This window comes from Leucobacter sp. L43 (genome assembly GCF_016597785.1).
Classification (GTDB): Bacteria; Actinomycetota; Actinomycetes; order Actinomycetales; family Microbacteriaceae; genus Leucobacter; species Leucobacter alluvii.
Genome location: NZ_JAENJG010000002.1, coordinates 147,887 through 166,250, shown reverse-complemented (window position 1 = coordinate 166,250; position 18,364 = coordinate 147,887). Strand labels below are relative to the sequence as shown.

At 69.7% G+C, this 18,364-nt stretch carries 19 protein-coding genes; 3 read left to right on the top strand and 16 right to left on the bottom strand.

The features are described from left to right. Positions 1-4 precede the first annotated feature (4 nt). Both JE033_RS10015 and JE033_RS10010 read left to right on the top strand, forming a co-directional pair. Positions 5-1,162, top strand: a complete 1,158-nt coding sequence (locus tag JE033_RS10015) for an ABC transporter ATP-binding protein (RefSeq protein WP_200331344.1) — start codon at positions 5-7, stop codon at positions 1,160-1,162. Continuing rightward, positions 1,159-1,803 carry a histidine phosphatase family protein gene (locus tag JE033_RS10010; RefSeq protein ID WP_200331342.1) on the top strand — a complete coding sequence of 215 codons (645 nt, stop codon included), beginning with the start codon at positions 1,159-1,161 and terminating at the stop codon, positions 1,801-1,803. Before JE033_RS10015 ends, JE033_RS10010 begins: the two co-directional genes overlap by 4 nt. 30 nt (positions 1,804-1,833) lie before the next feature. Here JE033_RS10010 and JE033_RS10005 read toward each other — a convergent pair whose 3' ends face one another. From JE033_RS10005 to tilS, 14 genes are all read right to left on the bottom strand, one after another. Beyond that, on the bottom strand, positions 1,834-2,190 hold the full coding sequence (locus JE033_RS10005; protein WP_090151423.1) for a YbjQ family protein: 357 nt from the start codon (positions 2,188-2,190) through the stop codon (positions 1,834-1,836). 82 nt (positions 2,191-2,272) lie between these two features. Further along, the gene (gene cls, locus JE033_RS10000) at positions 2,273-3,754 is read right to left on the bottom strand and encodes a cardiolipin synthase (RefSeq protein ID WP_200331340.1); all 1,482 of its coding nucleotides are present in this window, start codon (positions 3,752-3,754) and stop codon (positions 2,273-2,275) included. Between the two features lie 78 nt (positions 3,755-3,832). Next, positions 3,833-4,012, bottom strand: coding sequence for a hypothetical protein (locus JE033_RS09995; protein WP_090150992.1), 180 nt, complete (start codon positions 4,010-4,012; stop codon positions 3,833-3,835). Positions 4,013-4,068: 56 nt separating this feature from the next. Next, on the bottom strand, positions 4,069-5,616 hold the full coding sequence (gene lysS / locus JE033_RS09990) for a lysine--tRNA ligase (protein WP_200331338.1): 1,548 nt from the start codon (positions 5,614-5,616) through the stop codon (positions 4,069-4,071). 96 nt (positions 5,617-5,712) lie between these two features. Further along, a complete protein-coding gene (locus JE033_RS09985; RefSeq protein WP_090150998.1) occupies positions 5,713-6,417 on the bottom strand; it encodes a DUF2520 domain-containing protein in 705 nt (234 codons plus the stop codon). After that, positions 6,414-8,261: a PH domain-containing protein gene (locus tag JE033_RS09980; protein ID WP_370567944.1), complete on the bottom strand. Its 1,848-nt coding sequence runs from the start codon at positions 8,259-8,261 to the stop codon at positions 6,414-6,416. The genes JE033_RS09985 and JE033_RS09980 overlap by 4 nt, the downstream gene beginning before the upstream one ends. After that, positions 8,258-8,782, bottom strand: coding sequence for a PH domain-containing protein (locus JE033_RS09975; protein WP_200331336.1), 525 nt, complete (start codon positions 8,780-8,782; stop codon positions 8,258-8,260). The genes JE033_RS09980 and JE033_RS09975 overlap by 4 nt, the downstream gene beginning before the upstream one ends. Positions 8,783-8,806: 24 nt before the next feature. Next, positions 8,807-9,322 (bottom strand): DUF3180 family protein, encoded by a 516-nt coding sequence (locus JE033_RS09970; RefSeq protein ID WP_200331334.1) that lies wholly within the window; start codon positions 9,320-9,322, stop codon positions 8,807-8,809. Then, positions 9,309-9,878: a 2-amino-4-hydroxy-6-hydroxymethyldihydropteridine diphosphokinase gene (folK, locus tag JE033_RS09965; RefSeq protein WP_200331332.1), complete on the bottom strand. Its 570-nt coding sequence runs from the start codon at positions 9,876-9,878 to the stop codon at positions 9,309-9,311. Before folK ends, JE033_RS09970 begins: the two co-directional genes overlap by 14 nt. Next, entirely contained in the window at positions 9,875-11,173 is a 1,299-nt protein-coding gene (gene folP, locus JE033_RS09960; RefSeq protein ID WP_370567943.1) for a dihydropteroate synthase, read from the bottom strand. Before folP ends, folK begins: the two co-directional genes overlap by 4 nt. After that, positions 11,170-11,772: a GTP cyclohydrolase I FolE gene (gene folE, locus JE033_RS09955; protein ID WP_090151007.1), complete on the bottom strand. Its 603-nt coding sequence runs from the start codon at positions 11,770-11,772 to the stop codon at positions 11,170-11,172. Before folE ends, folP begins: the two co-directional genes overlap by 4 nt. Positions 11,773-11,777: 5 nt before the next feature. Then, a complete protein-coding gene (gene ftsH, locus JE033_RS09950; protein WP_090151010.1) occupies positions 11,778-13,898 on the bottom strand; it encodes an ATP-dependent zinc metalloprotease FtsH in 2,121 nt (706 codons plus the stop codon). A 141-nt stretch (positions 13,899-14,039) separates the two neighbouring features. Continuing rightward, positions 14,040-14,597 carry a hypoxanthine phosphoribosyltransferase gene (gene hpt / locus JE033_RS09945; protein ID WP_090151013.1) on the bottom strand — a complete coding sequence of 186 codons (558 nt, stop codon included), beginning with the start codon at positions 14,595-14,597 and terminating at the stop codon, positions 14,040-14,042. 4 nt (positions 14,598-14,601) lie between these two features. Continuing rightward, positions 14,602-15,702, bottom strand: a complete 1,101-nt coding sequence (gene tilS, locus JE033_RS09940; RefSeq protein ID WP_200331329.1) for a tRNA lysidine(34) synthetase TilS — start codon at positions 15,700-15,702, stop codon at positions 14,602-14,604. 99 nt (positions 15,703-15,801) lie between these two features. Between tilS and ppa the strand changes: the two genes are divergently transcribed. Then, positions 15,802-16,296 carry an inorganic diphosphatase gene (gene ppa, locus JE033_RS09935; RefSeq protein WP_090151019.1) on the top strand — a complete coding sequence of 165 codons (495 nt, stop codon included), beginning with the start codon at positions 15,802-15,804 and terminating at the stop codon, positions 16,294-16,296. A 93-nt stretch (positions 16,297-16,389) separates the two neighbouring features. Here ppa and JE033_RS09930 read toward each other — a convergent pair whose 3' ends face one another. Beyond that, a complete protein-coding gene (locus tag JE033_RS09930) occupies positions 16,390-17,736 on the bottom strand; it encodes a peptidoglycan DD-metalloendopeptidase family protein (protein WP_234037425.1) in 1,347 nt (448 codons plus the stop codon). 90 nt (positions 17,737-17,826) lie between these two features. Beyond that, positions 17,827-18,297, bottom strand: coding sequence for a MarR family winged helix-turn-helix transcriptional regulator (locus JE033_RS09925; RefSeq protein ID WP_200331327.1), 471 nt, complete (start codon positions 18,295-18,297; stop codon positions 17,827-17,829). Between the last annotated feature and the right edge of the window lie 67 nt (positions 18,298-18,364).

Sequence of the window (18,364 nt, the reverse complement as noted above, 5' to 3'; positions counted from 1 at the left end):
GCTCGTGTCTTCCGTCGCACTCGAATCGGTCAGTCTCTCCTACCCCGGGGGCCATCTCGGGCTCGCCGACGTCGATCTCCGCATCGGCGACGGCGAGTTCGTGGCCCTCGTCGGCCCGTCGGGCTCCGGCAAGACGACCCTGCTGCGCACGGTCGCCGGTTTCATCGCCCCGACCGCCGGAACCGTGCGCATCGGCGATACCGTGGTGGCTTCGCCGAGCCGGAGCCTGGAGCCCGAGCGGCGCGGGCTCGGCATGGTGTTCCAGCAGCACGCGGTCTGGCCGCACTGGAACGTCGGCCGCAACATCGAGTACCCCTTGCGCCGGGGCGGCGTCTCGCGAGCGGAGCGCCGCCGCCGCGTCGCAGAGGCACTCGATCTCGTGGGTCTCCCCGGCGCCGAGCGGCGCAACCCCGCCACGCTCTCCGGCGGCCAGCGGCAGCGCGTCGCGATCGCCCGAGCAATCGTCGCACGCCCGCGCGTGCTGCTCCTCGACGAGGCGCTCTCCGCACTCGACGAGCCGCTGCGCGATCGCCTCCGGCTCGAACTCCGCGCGCTCACCCGCGAGCTCGGCCTGACCGTGCTGCACGTCACCCACGATCGGAGCGAGGCGCTCGCGCTCGCCGATCGGGTGGTCGTCGTCGACGGCGGCCGAGTCCAGCAAGTGGCGACCCCCGCTGAGTTGGTCGAGCGCCCCGCGTCGGCCTTCGTCGCGGGGTTCGTCTCCGATGCGGCGATCGTGCTGGGAGTGCTCGACCACGCCGGGTTCCGCGCTGATCAGCACCCGCTCGCGCTGCCGTTCGAGCGTGTGGACGGGACACGACTCGACGGCCAGGGGCGAAACGGTGGCGCTGCAGTGGAACTCGCCGTCTCGCCCGAGCACGTGCGCGCGATTCCAGACCCATCGGGCCCCGCGACCGTCACCTCGTCGCTCTTCGGCCGAGGCGGCGACGACCTCGTGATCGACTGGCAGGGGCTCTCGATCCGCTCGCGTGCGCACGGCGTGCGTTGCGCTGCTGGCACCCGTGTGCGCGTGGAGATCGAACGGGCGACCGCCTTCCGCAGCCCGACGACCGAGACGCACGGGCGAGTGGTCTCCGAACCGTCAGCCGGTTCCCCCGTCGCGGGCGCAGCACGACCTCGACCGGTTAGCGTGGGAGTATGAGCACCCCTGAATCTCGAGCCGCATCCATCGTCATCGTTCGGCACGGCGAGACCGACTGGAACATCGGTCGCCGCATCCAGGGCCGCACCGATATCCCGCTGAACGAGCGCGGCCGCAGCCAGGCCGGTGAGATCGCCGAGCTGCTGCACGATGCAGGGCCGTGGCGGCGCGTCATCGCGTCCCCGCTCAGTCGCGCCGCCGAAACCGCTCGCATCATCTCCGACCGGCTCGAGCTGCCGCAGGCGGAGATCGCGGATGACGTCATCGAGCGCGACTTCGGTTCGGCCGAGGGGATGCTCGTCACCGATGCCAGCGCCCGGTGGCCCGGCCTCGACGTCCCCGACGCGGAAGCTCTCGCGGCGCTCGCGGAACGCGGAGCATCAGCTTTCGGGCGGATCCTGCGCGAGGCCCCCGGGTCGATCGTCGTGGCCCACGGAGCGCTCATCCGCTCCGCCCTGACAGCGCTGAGCGGAACGGAAGCCCCGCGCATTCTCAACGGCGAGGCCTGGCTGATCTCACCGGCGGCCGCGAGGGATGCACCGGCAGCCCACGAGATCCCGTTCCCGGTCGACGAGACGCGGAACGGGCCGCGGATCGCGATCCGCCGCCTCGGCACCCCGGCTGAGCAGCACGCGTTCTGACGCCGAGCCCGTCTGGTCGCGCTTCCCCGACTACTGCGCCGGGTTCTGCGGCGTCGCGGGCGCCTGCGGAGCGAGCGGTTCGATGACGACGGCCGTGCCGTACGCGCAGAACTCGGTGAAGTTGCCGATCGCGCCTGAGTCGAACCGCATCGCCACCACCGCATTCCCCCCGCGGGACTGGGCCTCCGCCCACATGCGGTGCATCACTTCCCAGCGCGATTCGTAGATCACCTTCGTGTACTCGGGCATCTCGCCGCCGCCCAGTGCCCGGAAGCCCGCGGTGAAGTTCTGCCCGAAGTTCGCCGAACGCACGGTGAGCCCCATCACCTCCCCGAGCACCTGGGTGATCCGGTATCCCGGTACGTCGTTGGTGGTCACTGCGAACATGATCTGATTCCCCTCGTACGACTCTGCTCGCACCCGCCGGCGCAGCTGAGTTCAGCGTAGACCCTCGCCGCTCGCGGCGAGGCTACTGCAGCGCCGAGGTGAGTCGCGCGATGCCGTCGAGCAGCTGAGAGGGCAGTGACTGCTTCTCCCACTCCTCAAGGGTCAGCTCGCGCGAGTTCTCGCGGTAGTAATCGGTGACGCCGTCGAGATCGCGCACGAATTCCGCTCCGTGCACCACCATCGAGATCTCCATGTTGAGCCCGAAGGATCGCTGATCCATGTTCGACGATCCGACGACCGCGACCTCCTCGTCGACGGTGAAGTGCTTCGAGTGGAGGATGTACGGCGGGCGGAACATCATGATGCGCACCCCGGCGCGCAGCAGCTCCTCGTAGTAGGAGCGCTGGGCGTGGTACACCATCGCCTGGTCGCCGACCTCCGAGACGAAGAGCTCGACCTCGACCCCGCGAGCCGTCGCGGCGCGCACGGCGTTCATGATGGAGCCGTCCGGAACGAAGTACGGGCTCGTGATGCTGATGCGACGCTGCGCCGAGTACATGAGGGCGACGAAGACCTGCAGGTTGTTCTCGCCTGCGTATCCCGGGCCGCTCGGCACGATCTGGCAGTCGAGGTCGCCGGGCTGCTGCACGTTGACCGCCTCGTCGGTGAGGTTCGTCAGGTACTCGCCGGTTTCGAGGTACCAGTCGCCTTGGAACACCGCTTCGAGTCCGAGCACGATGGGCCCTTCGACCCGCACCATGAGGTCTTTCCAATGCAGACCGCGCCGCCGATTCGACCGCTTGTTGTAGCTGGAGTCGACGAGGTTCTGCGATCCCATGAAGCCGACGGAGCCGTCGATGACGATGAGCTTGCGGTGGTTGCGCAGGTCGGGGCGCTGATACTCGCCGCGCCACGGCCGCACCGGCAGCATGTACGACCACTGGGCGCCCATGTCGGTCAGACTCTGCGCCGTGCGCTTCGAGCCGGGATTCCGCACGGCCGAGATGTGGTCGAGCAGCACGCGCACCGTCACCCCGCGGGCCACGGCCTCGCGCAGAGCGGCGAAGACGTCGTTCGTGGTCTCGTCGTGCACCAAGATGTAGAACTCGACGTGCACGTACGCTTTCGCGGCGCGAATGGCCTCGGCCATCCGAGCGAACGATTCCTCGTAGTCGATGCAGAGCGACGCCGTATTGCCCTGCAGCATCGGCTGCGCTCCGAGCTCACGGCCGAGCTTCACCACACTGTCGAGCCCCGGAAGCATCCGTTCCGGCGGCGTGATGAGTTCGGCTTCCTCCTGGTCGGCGATCTGGGCGACGAAGTGATTGATCGCCTCCTGCTTCCGCTCGCGTGCACGAGGGAGCCGCTTGCTCCCGATGACCAGGAAGAGCAGCAGACCGGGCACCGGCAGGGCGAAGATCGCCATGAGCCAGGCCATGCCGGCGGTGGGGCGCCGATTGCGCGGGACGACGAAGATGGCGACGAGACGAATCAGATTGTCGACGACGAGCACGAACCAGGCCCAGACGACGGGCCAATCCAGTCCGAACCAGTCGAATTCCATCTGGCTCCCTCCGCGTCACCTCAGTGCCATGATTGCGCGAGTGCGCGTACGTCCACTGTAGCGGGGAACCGTCGGCGCTCAGGCCTCGTCTCGAGCGGGCAGTCCGGCTTTCGCGCGCTCCTCGGCCTCGATGCGCTGGTACGCCTGGCGCTCCGTGCGATCGGCGCGCAGGATCAGCCGCAGCACCAGCCAGAAGAAGATGCCGATCAGCACGGTCGGAGTCAGCGACCAGATCGCGTTCAACCACCAATTGTCCATAGTTCCCCCAGTGTACGTGCGCTCCCGCGCGGAAACCTGGGGAGCTCGGAAGGTGCTTACTTGACGAGCGGGAAGAGGATCGTCTCCCGGATCCCGAGGCCCGTGAGCGCCATGAGCAGTCGATCCATGCCCATGCCCATGCCGCCCGACGGAGGCATGCCGTGCTCGAGCGCGCGCAGGAAGTCCTCGTCGATCGGCATCGCCTCGTCGTCGCCGCGCGCCGCCTCCGCCGCCTGCTGCGTGAAGCGCTCGCGCTGCACCACGGGGTCGACGAGCTCCGAGTACCCGGTCGCGAGCTCGAAGCCGCGCACGTAGAGATCCCATTTCTCGACGAGGCCGGGGATCGAGCGGTGGTGCCGGGTGAGGGGGCTCGTCTCGACCGGGAAGTCCATGACGAAGGTGGGACGGGTCAGTCCGTCCTTCACGAAGTGCTCCCACAGTTCTTCGACGAGCTTGCCGTGGTTGGGCAGGTGCACCTCGACGCCCTCGGCGTCGGCGAGCGCCTGCAGATCGCCGACGCTCGTCTCCGGCGTGATCTCGCGGCCGACGGCCTCCGAGAGCGTGCCGTACATCGAGATGCGCTCCCAGTCGCCGCCGAGATCGAACAGCGTCCCGTCGGCCCAGCGCACCACATGGGTGCCCTCGCGCTCCGTTCCCGCGTTGGCCGCGAGGGCCGCGTTCTGCACGAGCAACTGCGTGAGATCGGCGATGCCGTTGTAGTCGGAGTACGCCTCGTACGCCTCGAGCATCGCGAATTCGGGGCTGTGCGTCGAGTCGGCGCCCTCGTTGCGGAAGTTGCGGTTGATCTCGAAGACGCGCTCGAGGCCGCCGACGGCCGCGCGCTTGAGGTACAGTTCGGGTGCGATGCGCAGGTAGAGCTCGGTGTCGAAGGCGTTCGACTTCGTGACGAACGGACGGGCCGAAGCGCCGCCGTGCATCGTCTGCAGCATCGGCGTCTCGACCTCGATGAAGTCGCGCTCCGCGAACGTGCTGCGCAGGCTGGCCATGGTGCGCGCACGGGTGACGACGTTGATGCGGGCCTGCTCCCGCTGGATCAGATCGAGGTAGCGCTGGCGGATGCGCGTCTCCTCGTTGAGCTCGGCGTACATGTTCGGCAGCGGCGCGATCGCCTTCGCGGCGATGGCCCAGTCGCTCACCATGATCGACAGCTCGCCGCGGCGGCTCGAGATGACCTCGCCGCTCACGAACAGGTGGTCGCCGAGGTCGGTGAGCTCCTTGTAGCGTGCGAGCGATTCCTCGCCCACCTCGGCGAGGCTCACCATCGCCTGGATGCGCGTGCCGTCGCCGGCCTGCAGCGAGGCGAAGCAGAGCTTGCCCGTGTTGCGCTGGAACACGATGCGCCCCGCCAGGCCCACGCGATCGCCGGAGGCCGTATCGGGCGTCTCCTCCAGGTGACCGTATTGGGCGCGGACCGCCGGAATCGTGGTGGTCACCGGCAGTGCGACGGGATAGGCTCCGCCCGCGAGGTCCGCGTCGGCGTTCAGCCGGTCGCGCTTCTCGAGTCGCACCCGCTTCTGCTCGAAGATCTCTTCGGCGGTCGCCTCCGGGGCGCTCTCTGCGGGTGCTGCGGTCTGCTCGCTCATAGGGGCGGGGTCCTCCGGATCGTGTCGGCGTACCGACCCATCCTAGCTTCCGCCTGCGGCGTCGGCTGGCCCACGGCGGTTGCCGGGGCCCGCGAGTCACAGTTCGGGATCGGGCTCCCCCGCGATCAGCTCCTCCTCGACCGCGGCACGCACGATCCCGGCGACGATCTGGCCCGGGCGCTCGATCCCGAGCGCCCGGAGGGCGTCGATGTTCTGCCGCACGATCGCGCGGGAGAACTCGCTCGCCGCACTCACGGCTTCGGCGTAGGCCGCGCGATCCTCCTCGGCGACGATGACGGGCTCGGCGCCCATCTCGACGGCGAGCGCCTGCCCGATGGGCAGCACCGGCGCAGGGGCGGTGACGGCCACCGTCGCCTCGGCGAGTCGCGTGAGGTCGAGACTGGTCCCCGTGAACACCATCGCCGGGTGGAGGGCGAGTGGAATCACCCCGGCAGCGAGCGCCGGGGCGAACACACCGTACCCGTGCTCGGGCGCGGTGTGGATCGCGAGCTGCCCGGGCTGCCAGGCGCCGGTCGCGGCGAGCCCGGTGACCAGGTCGGGAAGTTCGCTGCCCGGAACGGCGAACAGCACGAGTTCTGAGCGCCGTACGACCTCGGCGACGTCGAGCACCGGCACTCCGGGCAGCATCGCCTCCGCGCGCTCCCGCCCGTCGACTCCGAGCGCCGTGATGCCGACGATCGCATGCCCGGCTCCTGCGAGCGCCCGGGCGAGTACGGGCCCGACGCGGCCGGCGCCGACGACGCCGATGCCGAGCCTGGACGCGGCTGCACCCGCGCTCACGCCTCGTGCGCCCGTCCACTCGTGAGCCCGTCGCCGTGGCGCGGGGCGCGGAGCGGCTCGGGCGATACGGGCTCGGGCGATACAGGCTCCGGCGATACGGGCTCGGGCGATACAGGCTCGGTCGATACGGGCTCGGGCGATACAGGCTCCGGCAGCGCGGACTCGGCGGGCACCGGCTCGGCGGGCACCGGCTCGGCGGGCACCGGCTCGGCCAGCGGAGCGCGCGCCTCGAGGATGCGCTGGGCTTCGGCGCCCTGCACGCGGAGCACGAGCGCTGCGAGCTCATCGAAGAGTCGGCGAGCGGCGCCGAGTTCGAGCCCGCGCATCTCCATGCGCACGGGCCCGAGCACCGTGTGCGCCGAGATCGATGCGAGGCCGAGCATGCGATGCACGAGCGGCCGTCGCAGCTGGATCGATTGCGCGCGGAGGATGGGCATGATCGCGAACGAGCGCGTCAGCACGCCGCGCCGGATGCGCAGCGTCGCGTCGTCACCGCCGGTGTCTTCGATGCGGAGGCCGGCGCGACGACGACCCCAGAGCAGCACGGCTGCCGAGCGTCGGCCCCCGCGCACATACCCGTCGGCCGGGCCGATCAGTCCGTCGCGCAGGGTCGCGATCTCGTCGGCCTCCGTCCCGGTGCCGGGGAGCAGTGTCTCGATCACCCGGAGCACGTCGGCCTCTCGCCCGACGGGCAGCACGACGTTCTGGGTCGCGTTCTGCCCGCCCTGCGCGACGGAGTGGCCCGCCGTGGTGATGCGCACCTTCCACCAACCGAGCGGGCGCCAGAGCAGCGGCTGCCGCGCTTCCACCGCGTGGATGCGCCCGAACGGGATCGACTCGGTGATGGTCGACGTGAGGCCGGAACCGGTGCGCACCGCGTCGTCCGTGCGCGAGAGCGTGAAATTGAAGCCCTTGTTGAACTGCCCGAACATGACGCTCGCCATCACGATCAGCAGCGGGATGACGCCAAAGATCAGGAAGGCTTCGAGCACGGCGCCGCCGATGATGATGCCGGCGATGAGCACCACGAGGATGATCGCCTCCCACCCGAGCGCGATACTCGCCGCGAGCCGACCGACGGGCACTTTCACCAGCGTCTGCGCTTCGAGCGCCTCCGGGTCGATGTCGGCGTCGACGAAGTCATGCGCGCGGGCAGTGAGCGCGTCACCCGCAGTCGAGTAGACCGTTCCGTCCAATCCGACGGGCGCCGGGGCTGACACGTCGGCGACGGCGCGCTGACCTGCGGCACCGCCGCGTCGACGCGATCCTGACACCTGCAGAATCTGCTCGCGCACGGTTTTCGCGTCTCGATGGCCGAGGAACGACAGCTCGACCTTGCCCCCCTGCCCCGCGGTGACGACCTCGATCTTCGTGAGGCCGAGCGCGCGGGCCAAGAGAGATCGCTGCAGATTCACGCTCTGGATGCGCTCGAGCGGGGCGCGTCGATGCGAGCGGAACAGCACCCCGTTCCGCACCTCCACGGCGGCCTCCGTAATGCGGTACGTGGCGAACCGCCACGCCAGCCAGGAGAACAGCACGATCAGCAGGAGGATCAGCACGAGGCCGCCGAGCACGGCGAGCAGCAGCCCCTCGGCGACCAGGAACTCGTACAGGTCGACCAGGTCGCGATCACCGGAGACGTCGACGGACGCATCCCCGTCATCGAGGTTGTTCGCGAAGAAGAACTGCACGAAGTGATCTCGGAAGTTCGCGACGATGATGCCGGCGATCACGAGCAGCGCGAGCCCGCCGCGAAGGAGCGGCGACAGCGGATGCATGCGCCGCCAGCCCTCGGCGTCGGAGGAGCCGGGCAGTTGGGCGTCGACTTCGGGGTCGACGGTCACAGGCCCGACCTCCGCGCCTCGGCGAGCTCAACGAGACGGTCGCGCAGCTGCTCGGCGTCTTCGTGGCGCAGACCGGGCAGATTGACTCCGGTCGCGGCCGACGCGGTGACGAACTTGAGCGTCGCCAGTCCGAGTGCCCGCAGCAGCGGACCGCGAGTGACGTCGACCAATTGCAGGCGTCCGTACGGCACGGCGATGACGCGCTCGAACATGATGCCGCGGCGGAAGAGCAGATCGTCGTCGCGCAGCACGTATCCGATCGCGCGCACGCGCCGGAACGCGAAGATCGCGTTGATCAGGAAGATCAGGATCAGCGCCGGGAGACCGATGCGCAGGAAGAGCGGCGCGTCGCCACCGGTCGACACGAAGATCACCGCGAAGACGGCGGCCAGCGCGATGACGAAGAGCAGGTTCACCGCGAGATCCGCCCACGCGTACGACGGCGAGACGCGCTTCCAGTCGACCCGCTCCGTCTGCCACCCGGCTGCGGACTCCGTTACCTCGACATCACCCGTAGTCATGGCACCAGCTTAGGCCCAGGCCGATCAGCGGTCTCGGTACACCGCCGGGTCCGCCGGTCCTCGCTCGGGATCGAGCCCGCCGTCCTCGTCCGTCTCATCGCCCGGCGGCACGCGGCACCAGTGCTCGACGATCGCGGCGCACCCGAGCAGCACCGCACCGGCGATGACGACGAGCATCATCGGCACCCACGCCGCAGCCGTGGCGGCCACGCTCCGACCGGTCAGCGAGAGCAGCAGCCCGGCCCCGAACCCGCCGAAGAGCGCCCCCACGATCTGCCCGGCTCGCGCCGTCACGAGCAGCCGGACGGCGTGGAACGGATCGATCGCTCCGGGCTGCTTGCGGATCTGGCGACGCAGGCGCAGGCCGAAGACGAGCAGCACCCCCGCGACCAGCACCAGGGAGGCGGGCAGCGAGAGCGGCGGGGAGAGCGGGGCGTGCCCGCGGCTCGACAGGGCGAATTGCACCACCAGTCCGACGGCTGCGCCCATCGCGGCGACCGCGAGCGTGACGAGCGGGTTGCTGCGCTCAACCTTGCGCATCGAGCCCTCCCGATCTGCCCGGCACGACCTTCGAGCCGGCATTCGCGTGGTCGTCATGACTCAGGGGCACGGTGGTATCGCCGATCCGCGCGAGCAGGTCCGCAACGCGGCCGTGGCCCATGAGCACCGCGTCGGGGTCGAGATCGAGCCAGGGGGCGAGCACGAAATCTCGCTCGTGCGCGCGGGGATGGGGCACCTGCAGCCGGTCATCCGATATCACGCGCCCGCCGAACAGCACGAGGTCGATGTCGAGCGTCCGGTCGCCCCAGCGGATGTCGCGAACGCGGCCGTGCGTCGTCTCGATCGCCTGCACGGCATCGAGCAGCGCATGGGGGTCGAGTGTCGTCCGTGCGGTGGCGACGCCGTTGACGTAGCGGGGAGCATCGGGATCCGGCCCCGACGCCGTCAGCGCGATCGTCTCGCGCAGCGCAGACGCCTCGAACCGCTCGATGCCCGGAGTCGCGGCGAGTGCGCGCTGCGCTGAGCGGATGGTCTCTCCGCGATCCCCGAGGTTCGCGCCGAAGGCGAAGAGCACGGGAACGACCTGGGCGATCACAGCGGGGTCCTCTCCGCAGCATGACGCACGACGGTGACCGAGACGTCTGAGAAGGTCTGCGCGATCGGGGCATCCGGTTTGTGCACGGTGATGCGCGCGCGGCGCACGCCGGCGAACCCGAGTGCGACCGTCGCGGCCCGCTCGGCGACCGTCTCGATCAGGTCGACCGGGTCTCCGCCGACGGCGGCGGCGATCGCGTCGGCGAGTTCCCCGTAGTGCACGGTTCGCGCGAGCGCATCGTCGGCGGCAGCGCCGGCGAGGCTCACCTGCACGTCGGCGTCGATGATGAAGCGCTGGCCCTGCTCGCGCTCGAAGTCGAAGACCCCGTGGTGGGCGAACACTTCGAGGCCGGTGAGGGTGATCCGGTCTTCCTGAGGACCGCTCGTGCGCTCCGGCTCCGCCGTGCGCCGGCGAGCCCCGCTCCAGGCCGCCTGCACGGCGAGCGCCTGGCGCGTGCCGACGACGTCGTGCACGCGCACGCCCCAGGCCCCGGCGTCGGCAGCCAGCGCGCTGACCACGGCCGTTGCGAGATCCCGCTCGTGGGAGCGGTTGATCTCGCCGGGTTCACGTCGGGGCGTCGCGAGCTCCGCGATGGCCTCCCCCAGCATGCGCTTGCGCGACGCTCCGACGAGCACGGGGAACCCCACGGCGTTGAGCTCCCCAAGCGCGGCGAGCAGCTGCCAGCCCTGATCTCCGGTCTTGTCGAAGCCGAGTCCGGGATCGAGCACGAGATGTTCGGGGCGCACCCCCGCCGCGATCGCGGCACGGACCCGCTCCGCGAGGGCGTCCGCCACCTCGCTCACGACGTCCCCGTACTCGGAGCGCAGGTGGGCGGGGTCGGGGATGCCGCGCCAGTGGCCGATGATGAATCCGACTGATCGATGACGGCTGGCGCCGGCGGCGACGGCGAGCATCGCGGGGTCGTGCAGGCCGCCCGAGACGTCGTTGATCCAGCGCGCGCCCGCTGCGACCGCAGCGGCTGCCGTGTCGGCGTGCAGCGTATCGACCGAGACCGTGGCACCGGCCTCGGCGAGGGCGCGGATCACGGGGAGGACGCGCGCCTGCTCCTCCGAGCTGCTCACCGGCGTCGCTCCCGGACGCGTCGACTCACCGCCCACGTCGACCACGTCGGCGCCCTGGGCCACGAGTTCGAGGCCGCGTTCGATCGCCAGATCGTGCGCAGCATACGATCCGCCGTCGCTGAACGAGTCGGGGGTCACGTTGAGCACGCCCATCACCGTCGGACGTGCCCGCTCGCGCGCCCGCGGCCGCGCCCGTGAGACGGAGCCGGTCACGCCTCGCCGCTCTCTGCTCCAGCGAGAGGCGCTCGGCCCAGCAGGGCGAAGACCGCGGCTTGCTCGGCCGCGTCTGCGAGCGACCCGCGAGACGCCACGGTGATGATCGTCGATTCGCTCTGCCGCACGCCCCGGTCGGCCACGCATCCGTGGCTCGCCTCGAGCACGACGAGCACGCCGTGCGGGTCCAATCCGTCGTGGAGGGTCTGCGCGATCTGCTCGCCGAGCCGCTCCTGCATCTGGGGTCGCGCTGCGAGCATCTCGACGACGCGAGGGATGGCGCTCAACCCGACGACGCGCTCGTTCGGCCGGTAGGCGATGTGCGCTCGCCCGCGGAACGGGAGCAGGTGATGCTCGCACATCGAACGCAGGGTGATGTCGCGTACGACGACGAGCTCCCCGGTGTCTTCGCCGACCGGGACGGAGTCGGAGAGCAGCACCGACGGGTCGCGGCCGACGCCCGCGAAGAACTCGGCGTACGCGTCCGCCACACGGAAGGGAGTGCTCGCGAGCTCGGGGCTGTCGGGGTTCTCCCCGATAGCCCCGATGAGCTCGCGCACCGCCGAAGCGATCCGCTCCCGATCCACCGTGTCACCCATGGTGATTATTTCGTGCTGTCGCGATCGTCCCCGCCGACGCCGAGGTTGCGCGGGGGCTGCCCCGGGTCACCGGTCGTCTGCGGGGGAAGCAGACCCGGTGCCGGGTCGATGGCGATCACGGGCGAATCAGCCGGAGAATCGGGGCCGGGCGCAGCGCCCGGCTCGGGATCGCCGACCGCGCGGTCGTCGGTGCGCACGGCGGCGGGTACCTCGATCGGCGGTCGATCGGAGACGGGACGGTCGTCGTGCGACAACCAGGTGGGGCGCGGAGCGAGCTTCTGCACTCCCTGGAAGATCTCGGCGATCTGGATGTGGTCGAGCGTCTCCTTCTCGAGGAGTTCGCGAGCGAGCGCGTCGAGGATGTCGCGGTTCTGCACGAGCACCTCGTAGGCCTCGTTGTGCGCCTGCTCCATGAGCTCGCGCACCTCGGCGTCGATCGTGATCGCGACCCCCTCCGAGTAGTCGCGGTTCTGCCCGAACTCGCCCATGAACGCGCCGGGCTGCCCCTGGCCGAGCTTCACCGGTCCGACCGTCGCAGACATGCCGTACTCCGTCACCATCTTGCGCGCCGTACTCGTCGCCTTCTCGATGTCGTTGCCGGCGCCGGTGGTCGGATCGTGGAAGACGAGCTCCTCGGCGACCCGGCCGCCGAGTGCGTATGCGAGCTGATCCTGCAGCTCGTTCCGCGTGACCGAGTACTTGTCTTCGAGCGGGATGACCATCGTGTACCCCAGCGCACGGCCGCGGGGCAGGATCGTGATCTTGGTCACGGGGTCGGTGTGGTTCAGGCCTGCCGCGACGAGCGCGTGGCCCCCCTCGTGGTACGCGGTGATGAGCTTCTCATGGTCTCGCATGAGGCGCGTGCGACGCTGCGGCCCGGCGATCGACCGATCGATGGCCTCGTCGAGCGCGCGGTTGTCGATGAGCTGCGCGTTCGAACGCGCCGTCAGCAGCGCCGCCTCGTTCAGCACGTTGGCCAGGTCGGCGCCCGAGAAGCCCGGCGTCTTGCGGGCGACGATCTCAAGATCGACGTTCTTCGAGAGCGGCTTGCCCTTGGCGTGCACCTGCAGGATCTTGAGTCGCCCGGGCATATCGGGAGCGTCGACACCGACCTGCCGGTCGAAGCGGCCCGGGCGCAGCAGCGCGGGGTCGAGCATGTCGGGACGGTTCGTCGCCGCGATCATGATGACGTTCGTCTTCGGGTCGAAGCCGTCCATCTCGACGAGCAGCTGGTTGAGCGTCTGCTCGCGCTCGTCGTGGCCGCCGCCCATGCCCTGGCCGCGGCGCTGGCCGACTGCGTCGATCTCGTCGACGAAGATGATGGCGGGAGCGTTCGCCTTCGCCTCCTTGAAGAGGTCTCGCACACGGCTCGCGCCGACGCCGACGAACATCTCGACGAAGTCGGAGCCCGAGATCGAGTAGAACGGCACGCCTGCCTCGCCGGCGACGGCTCTGGCGAGCAGCGTCTTACCGGTCCCGGGAGGGCCGTAGAGCAGCACGCCCTTGGGGATGCGGGCGCCCACGGCTTGGAAGCGGGTGGCGTCTTGCAGGAAGTCCTTGATCTCGTGCAGCTCCTCGACGGCCTCATCGGCACCGGCGACATCGGCGAACGTGACCTGCGGCGTCTCCTTCGAGACCAGTTTCGCCTTCGACTTGCCGAACTGCATGACCCCGCGGCCACCGCCCTGCATGGAGGAGAGCATCCACCAGATGAGCAGGCCGATGAGCAGCAGGGGGAGCAGGAAGCTCAGCAACGACCAGATCGGGCTGGGCTGCGGCACCTGGTCGGTGTACCCGTCCTTGAGATCCGCGTCGTTCACGGCTTCGACGATGTCGAGACCGCGGGGCGCGACGTAGTAGAAGTAGACGTCCTGCGATCCGGTCTTCTTATCGGCCTTCTCGAGTTCGAGATTGACGCGCTGATCCCCGTCGATGATCTCCGCGTGCTTCGCGTCGCCGTCGGCGAGCATCTCGAGACCGCGATCCGTCGACACCTCCTGCGTGCTTCCGCCCGACAGCAGCGACCACCCGAGCAGCACGATGATCGGTGCGAGGATCAGATAGAGCAGCGGCCCGCGCAGGAGCCGACGGCTCTTCGATGTGCTCTTCGTCGAATTCTCTGCCAAGTCTGGACCTTTCAGAAGGAGCGTGCCGGGAGATCCAGCATCGGTAAGCGTAGCCAATGCCACTGACATCGGTCTGAGCCGCGGGCGCTTGTCCGCTCACGGCGCACTCGGCGCCCCGGGCCTGCTGCAGTGCTGCGGACGTTACTCGCCGCCGTAGACGTGCGGCGCGAGCACGGCGACGTCGCGGAGGTTGCGGTAGTCCTCGGCGTAGTCGAGGCCGTACCCGACGACGAACTCGACCGGGATGTCGAAGCCGACGTAGGCGACGTCGACCTGCACCTTGAGCGCTTCCGGCTTGCGCAGCATCGTGCAGATGCGCACCGACTTGGCGCCGCGGCTCTCGAGGTTCTCCTTGAGCCAGGAGAGCGTGAGGCCCGAATCGATGATGTCCTCGACGATCAGCACATCGCGCCCGGTGATGTCGGCGTCGAGATCCTTCAGAATCTTCACGACGCCGCTCGACTTCGTGCTCGCGCCGTACGACGAGACCGCCATCCAGTCCATCTGCGCGTGGAACCGGAGCTCGCGGGCGAGGTCGGCCATCACCATGACGGCGCCTTTCAGCACGCCGACGAGCAGCGGCGGCTCGTCGCCGTAGTCGGCCTCGATCTCACGAGCGAGTTCGGCGAGCCGCTGATGCAGCTCTGCTTCGGTGTGCAGTACGACGGAGAGCTGGTCGCCCAGATGTTTCGCATCCATGCGTCTATTCTTCCATTGCTGCGGCGCCGTCTGCGACACGGGCGCTCGCGGCCGGTCCGCGGGGCGAACCCGCGCGCCTCGTGAACTCGACGCGGCCGGCGACGCGGGCGACGGTGATTCCGGGAGCCTCGATCGGCCCCTGACCGCGCCAGTGCGTGACGAGGGCGGCGATCGCGAGGGTGTGCTCTCGACTGAGCTCGCTGCCGAACTCCGCTTCGGCCACCCTCCGGATGATCCGGTGACGCAGCGCCGCAGGGTTCGCCGCGAGCGCTCCTGCGGAGACCGCGATCCCGGCCTCCGCGTGCTCGACGATCTCCTCGATCTGCTCCTCGACCATCGCGTCGAAGGCCTCCGCGTCTTCCCTGGCGAGGTCAGCCGTGCGCGCGAGAGCCGCGGCGACGCCGGGCCCGAGTTCGCGCTCGAGCAGGGGAAGCACGGCGGCGCGCACGCGCACGCGCGTGTAGGCGCGGTCGGAGTTCTGCGGATCCTGCCACGCTTCGAGCTGCGCCTCCCGGCACGCCGCCGCCGTGACCGAACGGGTGATCCCGTGCTCGGCCCGGACGAACGGGCGCAGCACGACGATGCCGTCGCCGAGGCCGCGACGCGGTGGGATGCCCGCGAGACTCCGAGCCCCAGAGCCCCGCGCGATCCCGAGCAGCACTTGCTCGGCCTGGTCATCGCGAGTGTGACCGGTCAGGATCGCGACGGCGCCGACCTCCCGCGCGGACTCCGCCAGCACGGCGTAGCGCGCATGACGCGCAGAGGCCTCCGGTCCGGATCGTCGTGCGCGCGACGCCGACACCTCAGCGCGGCGCACGAGCACGGGGTCGATCCCGAGTGAGCGAACCTGCTCGGCGGCACGATCCGCAACGTCAGCAGAACCGGCCTGCAGGCCGTGATCGACGACGACCGCGGCCACTGTGAAGCCCTCGCGGACCGCTGAGAACGCCGCAGCGGCCGAGAGTGCGAGCGAATCGGCACCCCCCGACACTGCGACGAGCACCCGCCCCCGCACGCCTGAGCTCGACGACCCCGCTCCCCCGAACTCCGCCCGGAGCGCATCCCTGACGGCGAGACGTGTGGCGAGGAGCGCGGTCTGCAGCATGCCTCAACGGTACCCGGCGAGCGGGGTCGGGTAGCCTGGGAGCCGCATATGCACACTCGGCCGCTCGCGGCCGCTCACAGAAAGCACGGAGGAGCGCGCATGGCCGCAGCATTCGACGCTGTTATCGAGATCCCCAAGGGGAGCCGCAACAAGTACGAGGTCGACCACGAGACCGGTCGGGTGTACCTCGACCGCGTGCTCTACACCGGGTTCGTCTACCCCACCGACTACGGGTTCTTCGAGGAGACCCTCGGCGAGGACGGGGATCCGCTGGACGTGCTCGTGCTGCTCGACTTCCCGGTGTTCCCGGGCGTCGGCGTGAAGGTGCGCCCCGTCGGCGTGCTCAAGATGAGCGACGAGGCGGGGGGCGACGACAAGGTCATCGCCGTGCAGCACAAGGATCCGCGCTGGGCGCACATCCAGGACGTCTCCGACATCCCGGAGTACACCCGCAAGGAGATCGAGCACTTCTTCGAGCACTACAAGGATCTCGAGCCGGGCAAGTGGGTGAAGGTCGACGCGTGGGGTTCCGCAGCCGACGCCGAGCGGCTCATCGTCGAGGCGCAGGATCGCCTCACGTCCGAAGGGCACTGACCTCCGGGCGCGCACGCGCCGCCGCACGACGAGAGGGGCTCGGGATCACAGCGATCCCGAGCCCCTCTCCGCGTCTCCTGCGCGTCTCCCCGATCAGGGGAAGACGATGTACCAGGCGGGATCCACGAAGTCGTACCAGCCGTTGTCCTGGTTGGGCCGCATCTCGAAGTGCAGGTGGCAGCCGGTGCTCGCGCCGGTGTTCCCGACGTAGCCGACGACCTGACCGGCCGACACGTAGCTGCCCTGACCGACGACCGCCCATCCGATCATGTGCGCGTACCGGGTCTGCCATCCGTTGGGGTGATTGATGGTGACCATGTTGCCGCCGCCGCCGCCGTCCCAGTACGTCATCGCGACGGTGCCCTCTGCAGCCGCGAAGATCGGGGTGCCGCAGCCGGTCGCGAGATCGATGCCCGTGTGATCGGGTCGGCCCGGGGGCCGGAACCCTTCCGAGACGTAGAAGCCGGCGGTCGGGTACATCCAGCCGTTCGATCCGCCGCCACCGCCGCCGGGGGGCGGCGGTGCGACACCGCCGCCGCCACCGCCTCCGCCGCCGGGAGCCGGAGCTCCGCCGCCGCCGCCGGGGTTGCCGCCGCCCTCCGCAGCACGACGGGCGGCCTCCTCCTCAGCGGCTTTCCGCGCCGCTTCAGCTTCCTTGCGCAGACGCTCGGCCTCGGCTCGCCGCTGCTCCTCCTCGATGCGGAGGCGCTCCTCGTACCCCTCGACGGTCTTCGTCGTGGTGTCCTTCAGCGCCGCGAGCTGCGTCTGCAGCGTCTTCTGCTGCGCTTCCTGCTCCTTGACCTTCTCGCCTTGCCCGGCGACGGCTTCGGCAGCGGCCAGCTCCTTCTCCTGCTGCACCTGGCGCAGCCGCTCGCGCTCCTGCGCGGCCGCCTCCGCCTGCTGGCCGAGGGTATCGGCCGTGTTCGCGGCCTGCTCGGCCTCCTGCGAGAGCGTCGTGTTCCGCTCGGTCGCCTTCGACATCGACGCCATGCGGTCGAGCAGCGCGTCTGCCGTGCTGCCGTCGGAGTCGAGGAACATCTCGACGCTGCGGTCCACTCCGCCCGATCGGTACATCTGAGCGACGAGCGCCCCGGCGCGGTCGGCGGCCTCGTCGGCCTCCTTGCGGCTCGCTTCCGCCTGCACCTCGAGGTTCGCCGCCTTCTCAGAGGCGACGGCCAGCGCATCTTCTGCCGCATGCAATTCGTCGATCGTCGTCGCATGCAGGTTGCGCAGTCGGTCGAGTTCTTTCTCGCCCTCGGCGATGAGCGACTCGATCTCCTTGACCTTCTTCGCGGCGGACGACTGGTTCTGCTTCGCCTCCTGCACATCGTCCCAGGTGGGAAGATCGAGGGCCTGAGCGGGGGGCGCAGTGAGCTGGCCTCCGACGAGCACTCCGGCGCCGATCGCGCATGCGGCGAGCACTCCGAGCACACGCCTCATCGTGCTCGTCTTCCGTTTCTGCATCCTGCCCCCATATCGTGCAATGTACGCAGTTCTCCGGCAACGGTAGCATCTCGAGGCGCGATGCGCTCAGGCGGCCGGAGTCGGATCGCCTCCCGCATCGAGCGAGATCTGGCTCGCGTCGATGAGCCGCAGCATCGATCGGTGCAGCTCCTCCAGCTCAGCCGGTGTCATGCCGAGCCGCTCCGCCATGCGCACCGGCACCTGCTCGGCGTGCGCTCGCAGGGCCTCCCCCGCTTCCGTGAGAGTGATCTCGAGACGCCGTTCATCCGCCGAGCTCCGCTCACGTCGCGCGAGCCCCTGCGCCTCGAGTCGTTTGATCAGCGGCGACAGGGTGGAGGCCTCTTGATGCAGCAGTTCGGCGAGCGTGCGCAAATCGAGGGTGCGGTGCTCCCAGAGCGCGAGGAGCACCAGATACTGCGGATGCGTGATGCCCATCGGATCGAGCACCGGCTTGTAGGCGGCGACGATGCCACGAGAGGCGACGGTGAGCGCGAAGCAGACTTGGCGCTCGAGCGCCAAGGGGTCGTGCGGATTCATGCGTTCATCTTCTCAGACGTCCCTCGTCCACCGCTTCCCAAAGCCGAGACGCCGGGCTAAGGTGGCC